Annotated in this window: 20 protein-coding genes; 5 read left to right on the top strand and 15 right to left on the bottom strand. The window is 27.6% G+C overall.

Features of this window, described 5'->3' with window-relative positions:
• The first annotated feature begins 58 nt into the window (after positions 1-58).
• From MEVAN_RS02060 to MEVAN_RS02075, 4 genes are all read left to right on the top strand, one after another.
• A complete protein-coding gene (locus MEVAN_RS02060) occupies positions 59-1006 on the top strand; it encodes a hypothetical protein (protein WP_011972212.1) in 948 nt (315 codons plus the stop codon).
• Positions 1003-1812 (top strand): glycosyltransferase family 2 protein, encoded by an 810-nt coding sequence (locus MEVAN_RS02065; protein WP_011972213.1) that lies wholly within the window; start codon positions 1003-1005, stop codon positions 1810-1812. The genes MEVAN_RS02060 and MEVAN_RS02065 overlap by 4 nt, the downstream gene beginning before the upstream one ends.
• Positions 1813-2401: 589 nt before the next feature.
• Positions 2402-2674, top strand: a complete 273-nt coding sequence (locus MEVAN_RS02070) for a hypothetical protein (protein WP_011972214.1) — start codon at positions 2402-2404, stop codon at positions 2672-2674.
• Positions 2675-2866: 192 nt separating this feature from the next.
• On the top strand, positions 2867-3718 hold the full coding sequence (locus tag MEVAN_RS02075) for a glycosyltransferase (protein ID WP_011972215.1): 852 nt from the start codon (positions 2867-2869) through the stop codon (positions 3716-3718).
• On the opposite strand, the gene MEVAN_RS02080 is transcribed toward MEVAN_RS02075, so the two are convergent.
• From MEVAN_RS02080 to ppsA, 15 genes are all read right to left on the bottom strand, one after another.
• Positions 3695-4408, bottom strand: coding sequence for an FkbM family methyltransferase (locus tag MEVAN_RS02080; protein WP_011972216.1), 714 nt, complete (start codon positions 4406-4408; stop codon positions 3695-3697). The two genes, MEVAN_RS02075 and MEVAN_RS02080, sit on opposite strands and share 24 nt — an antisense overlap.
• 9 nt (positions 4409-4417) lie before the next feature.
• Positions 4418-5152 (bottom strand): class I SAM-dependent methyltransferase, encoded by a 735-nt coding sequence (locus tag MEVAN_RS08800; protein WP_011972217.1) that lies wholly within the window; start codon positions 5150-5152, stop codon positions 4418-4420.
• Positions 5153-5965 carry an aldolase/citrate lyase family protein gene (locus tag MEVAN_RS02090; protein ID WP_011972218.1) on the bottom strand — a complete coding sequence of 271 codons (813 nt, stop codon included), beginning with the start codon at positions 5963-5965 and terminating at the stop codon, positions 5153-5155. It lies immediately after the preceding gene.
• A 24-nt stretch (positions 5966-5989) separates the two neighbouring features.
• A complete protein-coding gene (locus MEVAN_RS02095; RefSeq protein ID WP_011972219.1) occupies positions 5990-6901 on the bottom strand; it encodes a branched-chain amino acid transaminase in 912 nt (303 codons plus the stop codon).
• Between the two features lie 15 nt (positions 6902-6916).
• Complete coding sequence (locus tag MEVAN_RS02100; protein ID WP_011972220.1) at positions 6917-8146, bottom strand: type III PLP-dependent enzyme domain-containing protein; 1230 nt, start codon at positions 8144-8146, stop codon at positions 6917-6919.
• Positions 8147-8148: 2 nt separating this feature from the next.
• The gene (locus tag MEVAN_RS02105; protein ID WP_011972221.1) at positions 8149-9585 is read right to left on the bottom strand and encodes a polysaccharide biosynthesis protein; all 1437 of its coding nucleotides are present in this window, start codon (positions 9583-9585) and stop codon (positions 8149-8151) included.
• Positions 9575-10687: a glycosyltransferase family 4 protein gene (locus MEVAN_RS02110; RefSeq protein ID WP_011972222.1), complete on the bottom strand. Its 1113-nt coding sequence runs from the start codon at positions 10685-10687 to the stop codon at positions 9575-9577. Before MEVAN_RS02110 ends, MEVAN_RS02105 begins: the two co-directional genes overlap by 11 nt.
• Before the next feature lie 18 nt (positions 10688-10705).
• Complete coding sequence (locus tag MEVAN_RS02115) at positions 10706-11665, bottom strand: NAD-dependent epimerase/dehydratase family protein (RefSeq protein ID WP_011972223.1); 960 nt, start codon at positions 11663-11665, stop codon at positions 10706-10708.
• Entirely contained in the window at positions 11662-12984 is a 1323-nt protein-coding gene (locus MEVAN_RS02120; protein WP_011972224.1) for a UDP-glucose dehydrogenase family protein, read from the bottom strand. The genes MEVAN_RS02115 and MEVAN_RS02120 overlap by 4 nt, the downstream gene beginning before the upstream one ends.
• Positions 12985-12989: 5 nt before the next feature.
• The gene (locus tag MEVAN_RS02125; RefSeq protein WP_011972225.1) at positions 12990-14492 is read right to left on the bottom strand and encodes a flippase; all 1503 of its coding nucleotides are present in this window, start codon (positions 14490-14492) and stop codon (positions 12990-12992) included.
• Positions 14493-14522: 30 nt separating this feature from the next.
• Entirely contained in the window at positions 14523-15401 is an 879-nt protein-coding gene (locus tag MEVAN_RS02130; protein ID WP_011972226.1) for an NAD-dependent epimerase/dehydratase family protein, read from the bottom strand.
• 184 nt (positions 15402-15585) lie between these two features.
• Entirely contained in the window at positions 15586-16434 is an 849-nt protein-coding gene (galU, locus tag MEVAN_RS02135; protein WP_011972227.1) for a UTP--glucose-1-phosphate uridylyltransferase GalU, read from the bottom strand.
• A 227-nt stretch (positions 16435-16661) separates the two neighbouring features.
• On the bottom strand, positions 16662-17567 hold the full coding sequence (locus MEVAN_RS02140) for an AEC family transporter (protein WP_011972228.1): 906 nt from the start codon (positions 17565-17567) through the stop codon (positions 16662-16664).
• Positions 17568-17621: 54 nt separating this feature from the next.
• Entirely contained in the window at positions 17622-18080 is a 459-nt protein-coding gene (locus tag MEVAN_RS02145; protein ID WP_011972229.1) for a phosphopantetheine adenylyltransferase, read from the bottom strand.
• 146 nt (positions 18081-18226) lie between these two features.
• Positions 18227-20500 carry a phosphoenolpyruvate synthase gene (gene ppsA / locus MEVAN_RS02150; RefSeq protein ID WP_011972230.1) on the bottom strand — a complete coding sequence of 758 codons (2274 nt, stop codon included), beginning with the start codon at positions 20498-20500 and terminating at the stop codon, positions 18227-18229.
• A gap of 437 nt (positions 20501-20937) precedes the next feature.
• Here ppsA and MEVAN_RS02155 point away from each other — a divergent pair, with 437 nt between their 5' ends.
• Complete coding sequence (locus tag MEVAN_RS02155) at positions 20938-21777, top strand: phosphate ABC transporter substrate-binding protein (RefSeq protein ID WP_011972231.1); 840 nt, start codon at positions 20938-20940, stop codon at positions 21775-21777.
• The last annotated feature ends 121 nt before the right edge of the window (positions 21778-21898 follow it).

Consider the following 21898-nt stretch of genomic DNA (forward strand, 5'->3'; position numbering starts at 1 on the left):
TTTAATCAAACATACATATAAAGTATATCATTTTAATTTACTTTAATCGGGGGAACTTATGCTATCTGATATTTTTGAAGGAATTGAAAGTGAAAATTACGGAAAAATTTCGAATTTTTCAAAAGTATTAAATGAAATTTATAAGAATAATGAAACTAAGTTTGATAGTAATTATTTGAACGATTTAGGTATTTTAAAAGTAGAAAATGAATTATTATTTTACGGTAAAAATTATCCTCTTTTTAAAATGCTTTACTATTTTAACGAAATTCCCCTTTTTAATTCTGAAAAAGATTCGATTATTTTTTTAAAAAATAATGGGTTTAATCCATCAAAAACTTACCTTGACCTTAAAAATTTTGAAAAAGATAAATTAAAAAATTTAATTATGGGTTTTACTGAAAATCAAATTCCAATTGAATATAAACCATTTATAAAAAATTTAATTATTGGAAACGAATATTATCTTTCAAAATATAATATTGAATTAAAAGAATACATTTCAAATTTAAATTCAGCTTATAAATTAAAAGAATATGAAATAGTCAAAAATTGCGTGATAAACAAAGAATTGCCCGAAAAAAACTTAATTTTAAAATATAAAAAGGATTTTTCAAAATCGATTAATCTATTTAATAAAAAATTAAATGAAGAAAAAATTCACGAATTTTCAATTGAATTTAATAAAAATTCATTTGGCTGCCAATACATCTATTTAAAACAGTCTTTATGGGATAAAATTAAGGGTTGGTTTTTTGGAGAGATTAATGGAAAATATTTTCCTGCACTCGTAAATATTTCCTATAATCATAAAAAAATCGATTATTTAAAACCGTTTTTTATTTTGAATGATAATGACGATAAAATAAATGTTACTGCAAAAGTTCCAAAACTTTTATATTTAAAGTATGGCCTAACATTAAACCACATTAAATTAAATGGAAAGCATACCTACTTTGGAAAATGGAACATAAAAAATTTTAAAAAATTTTGTGGTAATTTATGAATGAAAAACCATTAATTTCAGTTTTGATGCCAAATTATAATAATGAAAAATATTTAGCTGAAGCAATTGAATCAATTTTAAACCAAACTTATGGAAATTTTGAATTCATCATAATTGATGACTGTTCAACGGATGATTCTTGGAGTATAATTCAAGATTATGCTAAAAAAGATAAAAGAATAATGGCATTTAGAAATGAAAGGAATTTGGGAAGGCCAAAAACATACAATCGATTATTAGAATTAATATCTAATGAATCGTTTTTCTTTTTTTTCATGGGTTCAGATGATGTTTTAAAAGAAAATATGATCGATGTAAAAATTAGATATTTTAATAATTTTAAAGAAGTTGATGGAGTGGGTAATTCAATAGAATATGTTGATGAAAATTTAAATTTTATTAAAAAACGAGAATACCCTGAAAAGAAGGAGGATATTAAAAAAAACTTTTTAATATTCAATCCAATTTCTCAAGGAGGTATGTGTTTAAAAAGCTACTTAAAAGCTGAAAAATTCAATGAAGATTATAAAGTATGCCTTGATTATGAAATTTGGACTAGGCTTATTGACAAAGGGTATGTTTTTGAAAACTTAAAAGAAAGTTATTATTTATATAGGCAGCAAAAAGAACAGGCAAAACAAAAAAATTTAAAATTGACTTTAATAAATACTGTTAAAATTAAGTCAAAGTATATATTTAAACCAAAATATTTTTCAATTAAATCTTTTTTAAGGTTTAATTTAGAAATTTTACTAATATTTCCCCCTAAAAGATTAATATTATGGGTATTTTATAAAACCCTGTGATTTATAATACGATTCCAACTAATTTTAAAGAATTTTAAAATAAGGTGAATTAATGATATGGCCAGATAATAAAAAATTTGCATTTACAATTATTGATGATACAGATAATGGAACAGTTAATAATTTAAAAAAATTATGAATTACTCTATGAAAATAAAATCAAAACTACTAAAACCGTTTGGGTTTATGAACCAAGAGATAATTTTAAAGGCGATTGTTTACTAGATAAAAAATATTTTAATTTTATTAAAGATTTACAAAAAAAAGGTTTTGAAATTGCTTCTCATAGTGTTGGCTCAGGAAACTTTTTAAGAGATGAAATATTAGAAGGTTTTGAAATTTATGAAAATAAATTAGGTAAGCTTCCTAATATTCATATCAATCATTCTCAAAATAAGGATAGTATTTATTGGGGTTATAAAAGACATATATTTCCTTTAAACATTATTTATAGGTTTATTTATAAATATAATTTTTATGGTTGTAATAAAAAAAGTAATCATTTTTGGGGTGACTTTTGTAAAAAAAGATTAAATATGTAAGAAATTTAACTTTTGATGAAATTAACACTTTAAAGATTGACTCAAAAATGCCTTACATAATAAAGAATAAAAAATTTTCAAACTATTGGTTTTCATCTTCAAATGGTGCAAACGTTAGCGAATTTATTAATTTGCTGAGTTATAAAAATATTGATAAGTTAGAAGAAGAAGGGGGACTATGTATTATTTACACGCATTTTGCACAAGGTTTTATTAAAAATGGTGAAATAAATCAAGAATTTAAAGATAGGATTAAATATCTGTCTAAAAAGGACGGCTGGTTTGCCCCTGCAAGTGAAATTTTAGATTATCTGTTTTAGAACAACGGGATGAGGAATTAAAAGTTAACTATGCTTATTTGTTAAAGTTGGATTTGATTTGGTTTTTTGAACAAATGAAAAAGAGGTTAGTTAAATTTAAAAACAATAGTTCAAGTTTCAAAAAAAAGAATAAAGTTATAAATGAAATTCAGTAGTAAATGAAATTCAGTAGTCCTTTGTGGTGGTCGGAATATGGAATTTAAAAAAGTTTCAGTAATTATGTCAGTATATAATGAAAAAGAAGAGTATTTAAAAAAGGCTATTGAAAGTATCTTAACTCAAACTTACCAAAATTTTGAATTTATTATTATATTAGATAACCCATTAAATAATAATGCAAAAAATATTATCTTAAACTATAAAAAAAATGATAAACGAATTATTTTTTTAGAAAATACTGAAAATTTGGGGCTTGCAAAATCTTTAAATAGGGGTATTGAAATTGCAAATGGAGAATACATCGCAAGAATGGATTCTGATGATATCTCAGTAAAAAACCGATTCGAAAAACAGGTTGAATATTTATTAAATATGGCTGAAGTGGACTTATTGTTCACTTGGACTTGTTTAATTGATGAAAACGATAAATATTCAGGTAAATTCAAACCTGAAAACAAATTTTGCAATAATCTAAAAAAATATTTTTTTGAAAAACACTTGTTTGCCCATCCAACGTTGATGACTAGATCAGAAGTACTAAAAAAGTTGAAATATAGTTCAGATTTTAGGTATTCACAAGACTTAGACCTATGGTTTAGAAGTATAAATGAAAATTTAAATTTTAATATACTTGAAGAACCTCTTTTAAAATATCGAACAGTTACAGAAAGTTTGGCTTACCATATTTTTAAACAAAAAAGGGGATCAAAATATACATTCAAAGTATTTAATAAAAATATATCTAAATATTATAATAATTATTATTTTGTTAAAAGATATATTTACTATTTATTAAAAGTAATTATTTTTAACTGCGTTCCTGAAAAAATTTTAGAATTATTATTAATATTAAAAAGAAGGTTAAATAAAATTTTTTCTAATTAATATTACTTTTTCCCCAGTTTTATATTCAACCCATTCAGATAAATTAATTGCACTATATAATGCTTTAGTACATCCTTCATTAATTCTATCGTGAAGCTCTATCACTATCACGTTTACTTTATTAATCCACTTTTTAGAATTTTTTGTAAATAGTTCTTTTTCTGAGCCTTCAATGTCTATTTTTAGTATATCGATTTTATCCCAATTCTGGGTATCCAATATATTATCTATAGTTGTCGATTTTATATCATATTCATCGGTGCTTAAAACTTCACTGACTTTAAAACCCCATTTTCCTGTTTTTCTATCTTCAACTTTTAAAAAAGCTTCTTTATACCATAATCCTAAGTTTAAACTTATGATTTGCTTTATTTTATTGGTATTTTTTACCAAAGTATTAAAATTACTCTTTTCAGGTTCAATTGCAATAATTTCTGCTTCAGGGTATTTTTCATGGAAATATATTGATGAATATCCTGCGTACGCCCCTGCATCTATAATATATTTTGGTTTAAGTTTTACTGGCAAATTCAATTCTTTCTGAATAAAAATATTCAAAAAAACATTTAAATCAGTTGTATTTTTCCGGATAACTAGGTTAGGGTACTTAAGTTTATACCATATAATATACGGAACTGCAATTAATTTTAATTTAATATTTTTTGTAAATAAATTAATAATCTTACCCATTAATTTCACCTACTTCTTTATGCAATAACATTCATAACCCAATGTCCATTCTTTTTCATTATCCAGTGAATCTAAAAAATATAGAATGAAGGGGATTAAAAATTTACAAAATAATAAACTAACGACATAAAATGGAAATAATGCAATTTTTTCAATTAACATTTTTCTTTGAGAATATATATAAGATAGCATTATGGATATTTCTTTAGACAATTGCCAAAAAAGGCCACCTCTTGGTTTTATATAAATTATATTAAAACCTGCCTTTTCAAACATGGTTTTTAAGCCGTAATTTGTAAAATTAAAATAGTTGTAAGGTTTACCATGGACCCCATATAATAATGGAGCCGTTAAATACAGTTCCCCATTCTCTTTAAGGATTCTGTAAAATTCACAAATTACTTTTTGAGGATTTTCAACATGTTCCAATACCTGAGTGTTAATAATTACATCATAACTATTATCATTTTTTGGTATCTTTTCTAAATTACATATGAAACTGTGCATGCTTTTTGAAGATTTATCAAATATATCTTCAAAATCAGTAGATTCATACATGGTGTGTCCGAAATATTTTTTATATGGGCAGCTCCCTGCGCCTGCATCCAAAACTACTTTATTTGAACCGATATTTTTGGAAATATCGGATATAAATTTGTTAATAGAACCTTTTTCCGGATCAATTATTTTTCGAATATAAAAGGGTATTTTTGAATCTATTTTTTTAAAAATCGTTGATATCATTTATTTTCCCCTAATTTCATTTACATTATTTTTTAATGTTGTTTGATTATTTAATAAATCTTCTTTGGTTAACGTACTCAAATAATCCATATATTTATTTAATTTTTCAACTTCCAATTTTAAATCGATTTTATCCCTAATATCATCAAAAGTCTTCGCATTCCCATGAAAATCTCTAGATAATATAACTCTTGTTGAGTTTAATCGGTAATGTTCAGATAGAATTAGTTTTGGGTCTAAAGGTAAATCTTCTTTTAACCTTCCAACCCCTCCGAACCCAAATGTAATACCTTTTGTAACTATTTTTTTGGATAAATATTCAACAATTCCACCACTTAAAAGTTCAAACATGAAATTTAAACCCATACCTAAGTGTAAATCATTAAGCCCCACATGTATTTCGTCAATCCCTTCAATGTCCAAAATTTCGTCAATTCTAACGAGGGCTTGGGGGGTTTCTAATAGTAGATTAACTAAAGCCCTATTATTTACGTACGAAACAAATTCTTCAACTTCTTTAGCGGTTTTAAACATGGGTAACATTACGATATCTGCACCTACATTAATTACATTATCAATTTCAGTCTTAGAATTATCATTTAATGGATTAATTCTAACTAATAATTTTGATTTTTTGAGTATTTTTTTTACTTCCGTAACATCTTCAATTGAGTGTTCTGAAATCAATGTATTCAAATGTCCCTGTCTTTCTTTTTTTCCCAAAATCTCTAAATCTACCATAATTATATCTATACCGGATTCTTCGGCATATTTTGCAAATTTTGGATCCTTTGTTATCAGTATCGTTTCCATATTAAACCCTAATGTATCGGACAATTAATATATTGGTGTTAAAAATTGATCGTAATTTTTTAACTTTCCTCTAACCATTTTAAAATAAAATTCACGGAGTTGTTCTGTAAGTTTACCTTTTGATTTATTTCCCACAGCATATCTATCAATAGTTAATACGGAGGTAATTTCCATTGCTGTCCCGCATAAAAATGCTTCATCACATATATAAAGTTCAGTTCTATCAATATCTCTTTCAACCACATCAATGTTCAAATCGCTTTTTGCGATATCAATAATATTCTGTCTAGTAATACTTTCAAGTATTGAAGCCGTTACCGGAGGAGTAATTAATTTTTCGTCACGTATAATAAAAATACACGAACCAGGTCCTTCAGAAACTTTTTTCTGATTATTTAAAAAAATTGCTGTGTCATAACCATTTTTTACTGCTTCTAAATGTCCCAATCTACTATTCATATAATTGGCCCCAACTTTTACCCGAGGGGATAATGAATTATCATTAATCCGTTCAAAAGAACTTACGCAACAATCTATTCCAATTTTATCATAGGGCCTTCCTTTAGGAATTGGGGCTATAAACATTTCTAAAGGCCCTTTTGAACTCCAACTTCCAAAACCATCTAAAAAAAGAGTCTGTCTAACAGTGATATCTTCTTTAAAGTTATTAGCCCTAACAATATCTAAAAAACTATTTTTTAAAAAATTAAAATCATATTTTAAATCGAAGTCCATGATTTTAGCGGAATTAATAAGTCTATTTATATGTTCGGTTAATTTGAATGCATATAACTGTTCTTTTTCTTCATTCCAGTAACATCGAATTCCTTCAAAAACATTTACGCCAAATTGGCTTGTAGGGGCTAAAACATTTATTTTGGCCTGACTTACAGGAATTATTTCTTCTTTAAACCAGATTAATCTTTCTGTTTCCATGCCAATGCCCCTATTTTACTCGAACATATATGTTTTAAAAATATCTTCAAAAGTCTCTTTATGTTTAACAATTTTAAACTTATCCCCATTATAATCAATTATTGGAACGTTTGGACAGATGAATGGTGGTTTAAAAACGAATGAATAAGAACCTACATTGTCAAAAGCAATATAATCTCCGATATTCAAAATTCCGCAGTAGTTTTTAAATAAATAATCTGCTTCAATACAAGTATATCCCGAAATGTCAACATTATTAATAAATTTTCCATTTTTAAATTCAGAATATACATTAATTGGTAAATTTATGCTTAAACCGAATAATCCCATATTAAATTTACTACCCGTAGTCATTGCAATTTTTTTACCCCTAATATTTTTAATTTCAACAATTTTAGCAATAAACTTCATAGTATCTGCTACAAGTGCCGTGCCCGGTTCCAAAATTAATTTCGGCTTTCTATTTTCAGGTATATTTTTAAAATATTCTTTAAATCTTGATGCGATGATACTTGCATAATCGGAATACGATGGAACATTGCAATTGAATTGCTTTGCCAAAAAGTCGTTTACTTTTCCAAAATAACCTCCACCAATATCTACAAATTCAGGGATATTCTCTTTAAACAACAAATCTAAAATATTTATTAAATTATCAACTCTTTTTGAGTATGAATCTAAATTTCTATCTGGAAAATGACAATGAATTCCTTTGATGTATAAATTATCGATTTTTTTAAGTTCTTTGAATTTTTCAATAAATTCTGCATCCCTTACATCAAAACCAAAACGGGATACTGTAGAACCCATCTCAAAATTACACCTTATGCCAACGGATAAAATTTTACCTGGATTGGAATTTGCAATTTCTCTAATTAAGTCTAATTCTCGGTATGAATCAACATTTACAATGCTTCCTTTGAGTAAAAAATACTCCAAATGTTCTTTTGTTTTGAGGGGCCCGTTTACAATAATGTTGGAGGGGATTACCCCAATCTTTATTGCTAAATCATACTCCATTTTAGAAACTACTTCTGCAAAGCCACCTTTTTTGTTAACAATTGAACATAAATGTGGCAGGTAATTCGTTTTATATGAATATGCAATTACCGTATTAGGGTATATTTTCTGAAATTCTCCTAGAAATTCATCATAATTTTTAACGAATTTATTTGAATCAAGTAAATAAAATGAATCACCAAAATCTTCATTTAACTTATTTAAAACGTTCCAATTAAGTTCCATTTTTACACCATATCGAATTCTTTATAAGTAGGCACTAATTTTTTCAATATCGGTTTTACTTCATCAAATGTTTTTTCCCCACTAACGTTAACTAATTGGGTTACTGTATCGATAAATTCTTTATGGTCAAATTCTTCATCTCTTTTTAAAATATAAATTTTGTCGTTTTTTGTTGCCAACGTTTCTTCAATTTTTGTTAACGGTTCTTCATATAGTTTTTCCCCAGGTCTTAATCCGATAAATTCTAATTTAACATCTTTATCTAATTCCAAACCTGCAATTTTTATCATTAGTGTTGCAAGGTCAATAATCTTAATTGGTTCCCCCATATCTAAAACAAATATTTCATCATTAGTTCCTTGAACCCAACACTGTAATATCAAATAAACAGCTTCATCTATACTCATGAAATACCGAATAATATCTTTATGAGTTATTGTTATACGGCCTTCCCTAATTTGTTTTTGAAATGTAGGTATAACACTTCCATTACTATTTATTACATTTCCAAATCTAACGGCTAAAAAGGAAGTTTTTGAATTGTCTAGTGATGCATAGTAATGCATCATTTTTTCAGTTATTCTTTTTGTAACGCCCATAATATTTGTCGGATTTACAGCCTTATCTGAAGATATTAATATAAAATTTTTTACTTGGTGTTTGATTGCAATTTCATATAAATTTTTTGAACCCATTACATTATTTTTGATAGCTTCATAGTAATTTAATTCCATTAGTGGAACGTGTTTATATGCTGCAGCATTAATAATTACGTCTGGTTTTTCACTACCAATTATTTGATTCATGCGGACTTCATCTTGAATATTTCCAATATAGTATGAAAAATTATTTAATGAAACCTTATCATTTGTCTTAATAATTTTATTTATCTTGTCTTCTAGATAAAACATTCCATTTTCTGACCAGTCGACCATGATTAATTTTTTAGGGCATAAACTTGCAATTTGTTGACATAATTTTGAGCCAATAGATCCAGCAGCACCAAAGACAATAAATGTTTTACCCTCAACCTTTTTTGAGATATTTTCAAACATTTTTTTTGTAACCTTTTTTCCAATAATGTCTTCAACAGAAATTTCCCTTAATTGGGTTAGATTAACCCTATTTAATAATATTTCAGAATATCTTGGTATTAATTTAATTTTAACTGGAAACTTAATACATTCAAGATAAATTTTTTTAAGTAATTCACCTTCAGTAGCAGGCATTGCAATAAAAACTATTTTTATACCATATTTTGGTATAATTTGTTTTAAATTTTCAATTTTACCGAGGATTGGGAAACTTTTTATTGATTCAGTTACGTTATCATCTATAAATCCCAAAATATTTATTGGATATGAACCAGCTATAAATTCATTCAAAAGTTCTTTTCCAGCGCCCCCTGCACCAATGATTATGGCTTTTTCATTGTCCATTTTTACACCCGAGTACTTCTTTGTAAATTTTTTCAACTTTTTCCATTTCTAGATAATAATTATAATTTTTGTTTATATGTTTAATATTATTTTGACCCATTTCAATTCTTTTTCCGGTATCATCTATTAACTTTAATAATGAATTTGCTAACTCTTCGGGATTTTTTGATTCAAATAAATATCCATTTACATCTGGTTTAACCCATTCTGAATTATCGCCAAAATCAGTAATAACTACAGGTAGCCCGCATGCCATCGCTTCTGCAGTACTACATGAAAGTCCAGAATCAGACAATGCGGTTGATACATAAATATCCGAAGAAGATAGATACATCGGCATTTGTTCATGCGGAATATTGCCTAAAAAACTAATATTATCGGAAATTCCCAGATTTTTTGTTAAATTAATTAACTCATTTTTTTTAGAACCTTCTCCAATTATTAAAAATTGAACTTTTTTATTTCTATCTATTATGATTTTTGCAGCATTTATCAATGTTTCGATATCATAAATAGGCCTTAAATTCCTTGTTGAGATAATTAAAACCCTATCTTCGTTTTGAACTTTTAAAAAGTTACTTTTTTTGTTTTTTGAAAACACTTTTATGTCTATTCCAAATCTTATCATTTTGATTTTATGCGTATCTTTACAATATTTCTTTATTTCATCAACCATATTTTCCCCGTCACAAATAATATATTTTGATTTAGAGAAAATTTGTGGCAATATTGCACGATATATCGGATTTTTTTTAGGTTGGATTAAAACATCCGTACCCCAAGGTGTTAATATATAATGTTTACCACTAAACATACCAAATAATCCAAATTGGTATACGTCATGGACATGTATTATGTCACAATTTATCTTTTTTAATGTAGGGGCATATCTTAAATGGGCAAATATATAATAGAACAGCCAAAGTAAAAAAGCATTTGGAACATTTTTATTTTGAATTATTTCTATATTGAGATTCTCTATTTCTTTTAAAACAGGCCTCATTGAAAATAGAGTTATGTCGTAACAATCTTTTTCTAAAAAGTATTTAATGTATTTATATGTATGAGTACTTGATCCATCGGCTAAATAAAGTAATTTCATTTTTTCCCAGTTTATAGTTTAATACCTATTTTGAATATACCATTTAACAAACCTTTTTATTCCTTCTTCTATGCATATATTAGGATAATATTTTAAATTTTCTTTTGATTTTGTTAAGTCTGCCATTGTAATTAAAACATCCCCTTCTTGCACGGGTAAGTAATTTTTAATGGCTTTTTTCCCAGTTTCTTTTTCTATTAAGGAAATCATGTATTCTAATTCAATAGGGTTATCCCCGCCAAGATTAAATATTTCATAATCTATTTTTTTACTTAAAAAAACTGCTGATTTTATCCCTTCAACTATATCTGAAATATATGTAAAATCCCTTTTCATTTTTCCGTAATTATAAACATCAATTGGTTTTTCTTCCAATATATTTTTAGTGAATTTCCAGTAAGCCATATCGGGCCTTCCAAATTCACCATAAACCGTGAAAAATCTTAAACCAATCATTTCTATCCCATATAAATGATTATAAACATGTGCAATTAATTCATTATATTTTTTAGTTGCAGCATATAAACTAACCGGTTTATCGACATTATCTGATTCCAAAAAAGGTGTTTTTTCGTTTCCGCCATATACTGATGAAGATGATGCAAAAATAACTCTTTTAATACCGTATTTTTTAGCAAGTTCAAAAATATTTAATGTTCCTAAATTATTACTGTATTCATAAACATGCGGATTTTCTAAAGAGTACCTAACTCCAGCCTGTGCTGCAAGATGGACTATTAAATCAGGTTTTTCTAAATTGAAAATTTCATCTAATTCTTCGTAATTTATAATATCTTCATCAAAAAACTTAAAATTTTTAAATCCTTTTAAAATGTCAAGCCTTTTTTCTTTTAATTTTACATCATAGTATGGATTTAAATTATCAATCCCAATTATTTGAATTTCAGTATTTTTTAAAATATTTTCAGAAAAACTAAACCCTATAAACCCAGCTGCACCAGTAACTAAAATTTTCATCTTAATCCAACTCCAATATACTCAAACTCGATTTTTTTAATTTTTTCATTATCAATTATATTTCTGCCATCAAATATGACTTTTTCATTAACCATATTAAAAATATTTTCAAAGTCAATAGTATTAAATTTAGTATCTTCAACAGCAAAAATTATTCCATCAACCCCGGTAACTGCTTCTACCAAACTATCTAAAATATATAAATTATATCCATAAAATGCTTTTGATTTATCTAATGTATACATATTATATGCATTTTCTCTTGCTCTTTTAACATTATCAAAACCTTTTATAATTGCATCTTCTTTTAGTAGCAAATCAATTAGTTTTATACTAGCACTTTCCCTTAAATCATCAGTATCGGGTTTGAAAGCTAAACCTAAAACTGCAAAAGTTTTACCTGAAATATCCCCATAATAATTTTTAATTTTTTCAAAAAACCATTTTACTTGGTTTTCATTTACGCTATCTGTTGCAGTCATAAGTTTTGGATCGATACCTTTAGATTCAAACTGTTTTGTTAAAGACTTTACATCTTTTGGAAAACATGACCCTCCATATCCAATTCCCGCATTTAAAAATTTTTTCCCAATTCTATCATCAAGTCCCATTGCATAAGATACGGTTTTTATGTCCGCATTTGTTTTGTCTGCTAATTTAGAAAGCTCATTTATAAATGAAATTTTTGTTGCTAAAAATGCATTTGAAGCATATTTTATCATTTCTGCAGTTTCGTAATTTGTTAATATCAAGGGTATATTTTTTTCAATAAAATATTGATAAATGTATTTCAAAATTTCCTTTGAAGATAAATCATTTTCATCAAAACCTAAAATTATTCTTTCAGGATTTAAAAAATCTTTTAAAGCCATTCCTTCCCTTAAAAATTCTGGATTTGATATGATTTCAATATTATATCCATTTAAACGTTCTTTTAAAAGCTGGTTTGTCCCAATTGGAACAGTTGATTTTACAACTAAATATTTTTTACCCGAAATATGTTTTTTTAAGTTATCAACTGCTGAAAAAATATATTTTAAATCAGTATTTCCATTATTGTCTTGTGGCGTTCCAACACACAAAAAAATAACTTCAGAATCTTTTATTTTTTCATAGGATGTTGTAAATTCTAAATTTTTTCCTGTGTGTTTTTTTAAAAGTTCTTCCAAACCTTCTTCATATAATGGACAAATTCCATTATTTAACATTTTAACTTTTGAATCATCAATATCTATCCCTATAACTTTAAAACCAAAATTTGCTAAGCCCACTGCTTGAATTAATCCAACATAACCTGTCCCAATTACTGAAATTTTCATTTAAGTCACCAGAATTTAAAAGTTTTTAATTCAGATATCTTAATAATATTTAGTAAAATTATGCTCAAAAAATACACAATTAAATAGACTATGCCGAATAATAAAATTAATATATATTCATTAAAACTCATTCCTTTTATAAATATTAAAGGAATAAATGCCAATATTGAGGAAAAAATACATAATATAAATTTTTTAATTGGAAATTTATAATCTAAAAATTTATTTAAGTAATTAACTTGTAAAATTTGAATTAAAATATAACTTAATGTGGTAGTAAATGCTGCACCACTCGTTCCAAATTTTGGAATTAAAATTAAATTAAAAATTAAATTAAAAATTGCCCCAATATATAATATTTTAGTTGAAAGGTATGGTTTTCCAATTCCATTAAAGACATTAAATACAATATTATTCATTGATAAAAAGACTATTCCAAAACTTAAAATTGACATTGGAAGAGCTGCAGTTAAATAATTTTCATTGAAAAATAGATTTATTAAAACAGTTGGAAAATATGATAAAAGTACTGAAAAAGGAATTGAAATTATAAATGAATATGTTAATACCTTTTTTAAACCCTCTGAAAGATTCTTTTTTTCACCTTTTTCCCACATTTCGGTACTCATTGGAAGTATTACAGAACATATTGAAGATGCAAAATAACTTAATACTAAAACTGTCGGCATTGCAACGTTCCTATAATCTGCAACCGAATCAAGTCCTGTAAAGTATGTCAAACATATTGAATCAAGGTATCCCATTATGATAAACCCGGCACTTCCAAACATTATCGGCATACTGTATGTAAAAATATCTTTTAAAAGTTTTTTTGAAAAAGAAAACTTTTCAATAAAAAATTCTGGAAATATCTTTTTTAAAAAAATTGTCCCATAGATTAGAATCATTAAAATTGGAGCAATTGTATATGCTAAGGGCGGAGAATAAACGCCAAATCCAAAGTAAATAAAAATAAAAGATAAAACTAAAACACTTGATATATTTAAAAAAGTATATGTACTATATATTTTTTGACTTTGAAATCCAAGTAATGAGTTAACAGTTAAGTTTTTTATCCCATCAAATATATAAAATCCAAAAACCATTATTATAAATACCGTAGAAATAGCTTCAAGATTTCCAAACTGGCCTTGACTATTTATATAGTATTTTATAATTAAAGGGGACATTGAATACATTAAAAATGCAATTAAAACTGCCATTCCTGTTTGAATTATTAAAACGTATAATAGTGTTGATTTTATTAAATCATACCTATTTTGAACTAAAAATTTTGGAATAAAGTATATTACTGCATTACCTAATCCTAAACCTCTAAAAATTGCAATCATGCTGATTAAATCTAAAATTGCATAGAAAAGGCCTACTTCAACTTTTGAAAGTGAATTTGCATATAATATTCTTACAAAATAACCAATAGGGGCTGCTAACATTAAGAATAAAAAATTCCATGCAGCACCCTTAATCATTCTATCTTTATAACTCAAAAATTATCCCCTTAAAAATAAAAAATTTAATTAAATATCTTTAATTCCATTATCCATTTCAACTTCTGGAATCCATCCTAAACTTTTAGCATAATTATAATCAATATAAATTCTATAAACTTCGCCATCTCGCTCTTTTTCATAAATTGGATTTTTATCAAAGCCGACTTCAGAAGATATAATCTTAAAAAGTTCATTTACAGATGTTTCTTTTCCAGAACCAATATTTACAATCTCATTTTTCCAATTTAATGCCATTAAATTTGCTTTTGAAACATCTTTAACATTTACAAAATCCCGTGTCTGGTTTCCATTTCCATAAATTATTGGACTTTCTCCTTTTTTCATTTTATCAATAAAGATTGAAATAACGCCTGCTTCACCAAGGGGGTCTTGACGTTTCCCATAAACATTAGAATACCTTAAAATACAGTATTCGATATTGTAAAGTCTATTATATAATTTGATATATTCTTCTGCACAAAATTTACTTAATCCATATGGTGAAAGTGGATTTACATCGTGTTTTTCATCAACCGGTAAATATTTTGGTTCCCCATACACTGCACCGCCGGAAGATGAAAAAATAATCTTTTTTACACCATATTCTTTCATTTTTTCTAAAATATTGATTGTTCCAAGGATATTTATATTTGCATCTAAAATAGGGTCTTCAACAGATGTTCTAACATTAATCTGTGCTGCTTCATGAATTACGCATTCAAATCCTGTTAAATCTAAATTTTTATCCAATATGTCTCCGTTTATAAATTTTGCGGAGTTATTTATGTTTTTTTCATTTCCAGTACTTAAATTATCTAAAATTGTTACATCATGCCCATTTTCAATTAATAAATCAACAATATGGCTTCCAATAAACCCTGCACCGCCAGTTACTAAAATTTTCAAAGTTTCACCTTGATTTTACCAATTAATTTAATTTACCAATTAATTTAAAAAAGTAAATTTAAATTATTCATTAAATTTTACATAATTAACTATACAACTATTTACACAATTTCGTAAGGTATTTTTTAAACCCGCCAATGTTATCAACAACCTTTGAAAAAGGTTGATCAAAGTGATATGTATTTTATTTATTACACAAATCTTGAATGTACTCTTTAAACCCGTCAATGTTATCAATTCCAAGTTCAACGTTTGCCTCAAGCCATCCTTTAATGTCTCCAATATCATACCGTTTAAAATCAACTTCAACGCCTATTATTTTTTCCTCTTTTAAAAGCATTTTCATTGCATCAGTAAGTTGGATTTCCCCTCCCCTTCCAGGTTCAGTATTTTCAAGGTGCTTAAATATTTTTGAAGATAAAAGATATGCTCCAGTAATTATAAGGTTAGATGGGGCTTCTTCTACTTTTGGTTTTTCTACAAGGTCATCTATTTCAAAAATTCCTTTTTCAATTTCTTTTCCAGAAATTACGCCGTATTTATGTACATTTTCTTTTGGAACTCGTTCTAAAGCGATTACTGAACAGCCGTATTTTTCATGGATTTCAATTAATTTTTTTGGAACGTTTCCTGAATATATCGTATCTCCAACCATTATAACTGTATAGTCTTCGCAGATAAACTCCCTTCCACAGTAAACTGCGTCCCCTAATCCTTTTTGTTTTCCCTGCCTGATATAATAAATATGTGCAAAATCATTTATTTCCTGAATTGTTTTTAAAGCTTCACACTTTTCATCTTTTTTTAACCGCTCTTCAAGTTCAAAATTTTTATCAAAGTGGTTTTCAATTGCAGATTTTCCCCTACCCGTAATTACAAGTATACTTTCTATTCCTGCACTTGCCAAATCTTCAATTACGTATTGAATTATTGGTTTTCCTAAAACTGGAAGCATTTCTTTTGGTTGCGCCTTTGTAATTGGAAGAAGCCTTGTTCCAAATCCTGCGGCAGGTATGATAGCTTTTTTTAGCATTAATTATTACCCCGTTCTAATTTTGGCAGTTACATAAAACATTATTACAACATATCTTGAAAAATACGATATGCCATATATGATACAAAGTATATTACACCATATGATACAAAATATAATACAATATATAATACCTATATGGCGTATTACAAATAATCAAAATATAATATAAATGCATATTAAGTTGGATTTATATTAAGCTTGTTATAATCATGATGACTACTCTCTTAAATTAACATGTATATTATAGGTAAAACCCCTAATGAAATGACAGTTGATATAAAACATGCTGATGCAACGAGTTTTACATCCAAATCATAAATAACCGCAAATACCAAAGGCATCATTGCAGAAGGCATTGCAGACTGCATAACCGCTACTTGTTTATCTAGCTGATTCGATAAAAGGCTTTCGGAAATTGGAAATGCAATTAATGGTGAAATTACCATCCTAAATATTGAAGCTAAAATTCCGTAAGTTAATCCAAATTTTGCAGCTTTTGGGGATAAGGAAAGTCCTAAAGAAAGCATTATTAAAGGAATTGTCGCATTTGACATATATTCTAAAGACATTACCATAAATTTTGGAAGATTTGAAAGCTCAAAATTAATTAAAACCAGTAACACACTTAAAATTGCCGTTAAAAGTGGGGGAAACGTTATAACTTCAAGCATTACATTTTTCTTTATCCCGCTTACCCTAACTCCAATATATGTTCCTAAAAACATACTTACAAATATTGCTGCCATATCACAAAAAATTGCCCTTAATAGGCCTTCAGTTCCATAAAATCCTAAAATTACTGGATAACCTAAAAAACCAGTGTTTCCAACTGATGAAACTAAAATAAACCCGCCAAGTGATTTATTATCTAACTTTAATCGCTTTCCAACAAAATATGCTAAGATTGCACATATTAAAGTTGAAATAAGGATTATAAATGGAAGTTTCATGAATTCCGGCAAGTCGGCAGGAGTTACGTTTTTAATTAGTGATAAAAATATTGTTGAAGGCATTGCAATATATATTACAATTTTATTTAACACCATTCTATCTTTTTCATCGAGTATCTTAAAATGTCTTGAAAAATATCCAATTAAAATCAAAAATACAATAACGTACATGATTTCCATAAAATATCATCTGTTTAATTATCTCTTTTTAAATTTATAGACAATTCATTTTAATTACATATTACATTTTTTAGGTAAATTACCTTTAATATCAATAAATCCATTCCTTATTCTTGTTACCGATATTGGAATTGAATCTTTCGCAAGCAAAAAGTCACAAATTTCTATTTTTAAGGGTTTTAATCCCTTTTCAATCCTTATTTTATTTATTTTTTCCGCATTTTCCTTAGTTTCAATACTTACAACAATTACGTCGTAATCTTCAAAAATTGAGTCTCCAAATAGGTCATTTATTTCCATTATTTTGTATTCAATTTTAAATTTATCTAAAAAATTCATTAATTTATTTTTTCGAAAATTAAATGAATTTACTTCATGTTTTTTATATGATTTTACAAATTCATCACTTGTAAGGCCGATAAATAACTTTCCAAAACTTGAAGCATGTAAAAGAAGCTTTTCATGACCTTTATGTAATATATCAAAGGTTCCGCCAACAATAACTTTTTTCATTAAAACACCTTAAAAACCATATTTAATTGTAAATTGAAGTTAACAGTAATTAATAACTGTAAATTAAATATATTTTAAAAATAATTTTATGATGTTAAAAATAATTTTAAAAATAATTTTAAAAAAATAACTAAATTATTTAAAAACTATTTCTGCTTCCTTATTGCTTCAAGAATAATTTTTTGTTCAGTTCTTGCAACAACGTTTCTAATTGTTTCTACTGCGTCAATATTTGCAGAAATACTTGTAATTCCCCATTCAACTAATTTTTCAACGATTTGTGGTCGGCTTCCAGCTTGCCCACAGATTGAAGTTTTAACACCTGCACTTTTGCATGAGGTTATTACAAGTTCAATTAGTTTCATAACTGCAGGGTGGTTTTCAAGATAATATTTTGAAACGTTTTCATTGTTTCTATCAATTGCAATTGTGTACTGAGTTAAATCGTTTGTTCCAAGGCTTGCAAAGTCAATTCCTTCTTTTATAATCTCATCAATTATTAAAGCTGCAGCAGGGGTTTCAATCATTACGCCAAATTCCACGTCTTGCATTAATTTTAAACCCACTTCATTTGAAATTTCCTTTACCTTTCTAATTTCATCAACATTTGTAACTAATGGAATCATTACATTGATATTTCGGTAACCTTCTTCCCTTAGTTTTTTGATTGCTTTTAATTCACATTTTAAAATTTCAGGTTGATCAAGTCCCCTTCTAATTCCTCTCCACCCCATCATCGGGTTGTGTTCGTGAGGTTCATCTTCTCCCCCTTTTAAACCCACAAATTCATCAGTTGGAGCGTCAAGTGTTCTATATGTAACAGGCCTTGGGTAAAACGCATCTGCAACTTTTCTAATTCCTTCAGAAAATACTTCAATTAATGCATCTTCCCCCTTATCTTTCAAGATTTTTCCAGGGTGTACTCCAGTTCCTAAAATCATGTGTTCTGCCCTTAAAAGGCCTACACCGTCAGCTCCTGTTGCGGCAGCCCGTTCTGCAACTTCAGGCATACTTACATTTGCTTTTATTTCTGTTGCAGTAATTACTTGTGAACCGGCGTAAATTACCTGAGTTTGAATATTCTCTTCCTTTTTACCGATTTTACCGTCGTATACCATTCCTTTTTCGCCATCAACAGTTACACAAGAATTATCTTTTAAAACTTTTGTAGCTTCTTTTGTTCCAACTACACAAGGAGTTCCAAGCTCTCTTGAAATAATTGCAGCATGGCAAGTTAATCCTCCATCATCAGTTACAATTGCACTTGCCCTTTTCATTGCAGGAACCATGTCAGGGGTCGTCATTTTTGTAACTAAAACATCTCCTTCCAAAATTTTTCCAATCTGTTCAATTTCTGAAATTATTTTTACTTTTCCAAAGTCAATTCCAGGAGATGCACCAATTCCTTTTAATAATATTTTTCCATCTTGATCTAGGGATTGTTTTACCTCTTTTTTCCCACCAAGTGTTGTAATTGGCCTTGCCTGAAGCATGTAAATTTCCCCATTTTTAATTGCCCACTCGATATCCATTGGCATTTTATAATGGTTTTCAATTGTTTTACCTACTTTTTGAAGATTTAAAATTAATTCTTCTGTTAAAACCTGTTTTTCTTTTAAATCCTCTGGAGTTTCAACTTCTTTTGTAACGCCATCTTCTTTTATAAACATCGTATTTTTTCTTGCAACGTTTATATCCACAATTTTTTCAGTATTTTTTTCAATAATATACGTGTCAGGGCTTACCGTTCCACTAACTACGCCTTCACCAAGTCCCCATGCACCTTCAATTACCATTTGATTGTAATCGTGGTTTATTGGGTTTACCGTAAACATTACGCCTGCTTGATCTGCATTAATCATTTTTTGAACTACTGCAGCAAGTGCAACTTGAAAATGGTCAAAACCTTTCTCTTCCCTGTAAAAAATAGCTCTTGGAGTAAACAATGATGAAAAACATTCCTGAACTGCTTTTAAAACCTGTTCATTTCCTTTCATGTTTAAAAAAGTTTCCTGTTGTCCTGCAAAACTTGCATCAGGTAAATCTTCCGCAGTTGCTGAACTTCTAACTGCAACAAAAGATTCCTCCTCACCACCCATTTCACAAAGTGTATTGTATGCCTCGATAACACTGATTTTTAAATCATCTGGCAATTTTACCTTTTCAATTGCGCCCCTAACTTCTTTTGAAGCAGAAATCAATTCTTCAGTATTATTAACGTCAATATTTGATAAAACTCGTTTAATTTCATCTTTTAACTTCGTTTCTTCAATAAAGTATTTGTAAGCGTCAGAAGTAACAACAAATGCGGGGGGAACCGGTAATTTTGCATTCCACATTTCACCAAGCGATGCTCCTTTTCCACCAGCAATATCTACATCTTCATTTCTAAGGTCTTTAAGCCATGTTATCAGTTTCATTTTAAATCCTCCATGGGCGCTTTTCACGTTTCTTTAATAAAAATAACTAAAATCACATTTTCTATTTACACTACTCAGATATATAATATTTTGTAGAGTCAATTTACCTTTTCGATAATATTTTCCATTTTAAATTATGGTTAGATATGGGTAGTTAAAAAACAGCTAAAAACAATTTAAGGAGAAATTAAAAGAAATTAAAAGAAATGAAATATAGTTTAAGAAAATTTAAGAGATAATTATCTATAAAATAGCAGTTAAAACTAAAATTCTAAAAATTTTATTTTTATTTTATTTTATTTTATTTTTACTTTTTGTATTATATAATTAATAAAAAAATATTTTATTCATATAATATGAACTAAAGTACCATTTTAGAAACATTTATATACATTTAACGTATAGGGTATAACATGGAAAATATTTGAGGTGTTACTTTGAGAAAGGTTATAGGTTTAGTGGCCGGTACAGTTTTACTATCTATCGTTTTAGCGATTAGTGGCTGTATTAGCGATAATAATTCAAATCAAGATAATTTACAGCCTGCCATATTAAAAATTTCAGGTTCAACAACTGTTCTTCCAATTATAGAAGAATCCGCAAAAAAATTCATGACTGAAAACAGAAATTACATGATTGAAGTAAGTGGTGGAGGTTCAGGACTTGGAATCAAAGAATCCGGTGAAAATTTAAATAATATTGGAATGAGTTCAAGAGACGTCAAAAAATCAGAATTTGAAAGTTACCCTAGTTTGAAAGTTCACGTAATCGCAAAAGATGGTGTTGCAATAATTATAAACCCTGAAAACCCAATTTCAGGATTAACAAAAGAACAGACTATTAAAATATATGCTGGCGAAATTACAAACTGGAAAGACGTTGGTGGGCCTGATGCACCAATTAACGTCTATACGCGGGATGAACAAAGTGGTACAAGAGAAGTATTCTTTGAAAAAGCAATTTCAAAAGCAGACATTACTAAAAGAGCTGTTGTAGTTGCTTCAAATGGTGCAATGAAAGCTTCAGTAAGGGCCGATAAAAATGGTATAGGATACCTTTCAATTGGATATCTTGATGAAGCTGTAAAAGGCGTTAAGTTTGAAGGTGTTGAACCTACTGAAGAAAACGCACTTAGCGGAAAATATATCGTTTCAAGAGATTTACTCGTTGTAACAAATGGCGACCCTAACCCTAGTGAAAAAGCATTTATTGACTTTTTATTAAGTAATAGAGGTCAAGAAATCGTTAAAGAAAAAGGATACATGCAGATAAAGTAAGTATAGAAGTATAAAAACTTTTGAAATAATTATATGTAATTAGTACAATTAAATTATAAGAACTAAATTAATATTTTTTATTAAACTTTATTAAACGTTACTAAAAATTTTACTAGATGTT

This window comes from Methanococcus vannielii SB, from assembly GCF_000017165.1.
GTDB classification, from domain to species: Archaea; AGJL01; Methanococci; order Methanococcales; family Methanococcaceae; genus Methanococcus; species Methanococcus vannielii.

Bases quoted from the DNA above. Each gene is read 5' to 3' on its own strand.
- MEVAN_RS02090 (WP_011972218.1), bottom strand. From the start codon at position 5,965: ATGGAAACGATACTGATAACAAAGGATCCAAAATTTGCAAAATATGCC.
- MEVAN_RS02145 (WP_011972229.1), bottom strand. From the start codon at position 18,080: ATGAAAAAAGTTATTGTTGGCGGAACCTTTGATATATTACATAAAGGT.
- ppsA (WP_011972230.1), bottom strand. From the start codon at position 20,500: ATGAAACTGATAACATGGCTTAAAGACCTTAGAAATGAAGATGTAGAT.
- MEVAN_RS02070 (WP_011972214.1), top strand. From the start codon at position 2,402: ATGCCTTACATAATAAAGAATAAAAAATTTTCAAACTATTGGTTTTCA.
- MEVAN_RS02075 (WP_011972215.1), top strand. From the start codon at position 2,867: ATGGAATTTAAAAAAGTTTCAGTAATTATGTCAGTATATAATGAAAAA.
- MEVAN_RS02100 (WP_011972220.1), bottom strand. From the start codon at position 8,146: ATGGAACTTAATTGGAACGTTTTAAATAAGTTAAATGAAGATTTTGGT.
- MEVAN_RS02095 (WP_011972219.1), bottom strand. From the start codon at position 6,901: ATGGAAACAGAAAGATTAATCTGGTTTAAAGAAGAAATAATTCCTGTA.
- MEVAN_RS02140 (WP_011972228.1), bottom strand. From the start codon at position 17,567: ATGGAAATCATGTACGTTATTGTATTTTTGATTTTAATTGGATATTTT.
- MEVAN_RS02065 (WP_011972213.1), top strand. From the start codon at position 1,003: ATGAATGAAAAACCATTAATTTCAGTTTTGATGCCAAATTATAATAAT.
- MEVAN_RS02080 (WP_011972216.1), bottom strand. From the start codon at position 4,408: ATGGGTAAGATTATTAATTTATTTACAAAAAATATTAAATTAAAATTA.
- MEVAN_RS08800 (WP_011972217.1), bottom strand. From the start codon at position 5,152: ATGATATCAACGATTTTTAAAAAAATAGATTCAAAAATACCCTTTTAT.
- MEVAN_RS02105 (WP_011972221.1), bottom strand. From the start codon at position 9,585: ATGGACAATGAAAAAGCCATAATCATTGGTGCAGGGGGCGCTGGAAAA.
- MEVAN_RS02060 (WP_011972212.1), top strand. From the start codon at position 59: ATGCTATCTGATATTTTTGAAGGAATTGAAAGTGAAAATTACGGAAAA.
- galU (WP_011972227.1), bottom strand. From the start codon at position 16,434: ATGCTAAAAAAAGCTATCATACCTGCCGCAGGATTTGGAACAAGGCTT.
- MEVAN_RS02110 (WP_011972222.1), bottom strand. From the start codon at position 10,687: ATGAAATTACTTTATTTAGCCGATGGATCAAGTACTCATACATATAAA.
- MEVAN_RS02120 (WP_011972224.1), bottom strand. From the start codon at position 12,984: ATGAAAATTTCAGTAATTGGGACAGGTTATGTTGGATTAATTCAAGCA.
- MEVAN_RS02115 (WP_011972223.1), bottom strand. From the start codon at position 11,665: ATGAAAATTTTAGTTACTGGTGCAGCTGGGTTTATAGGGTTTAGTTTT.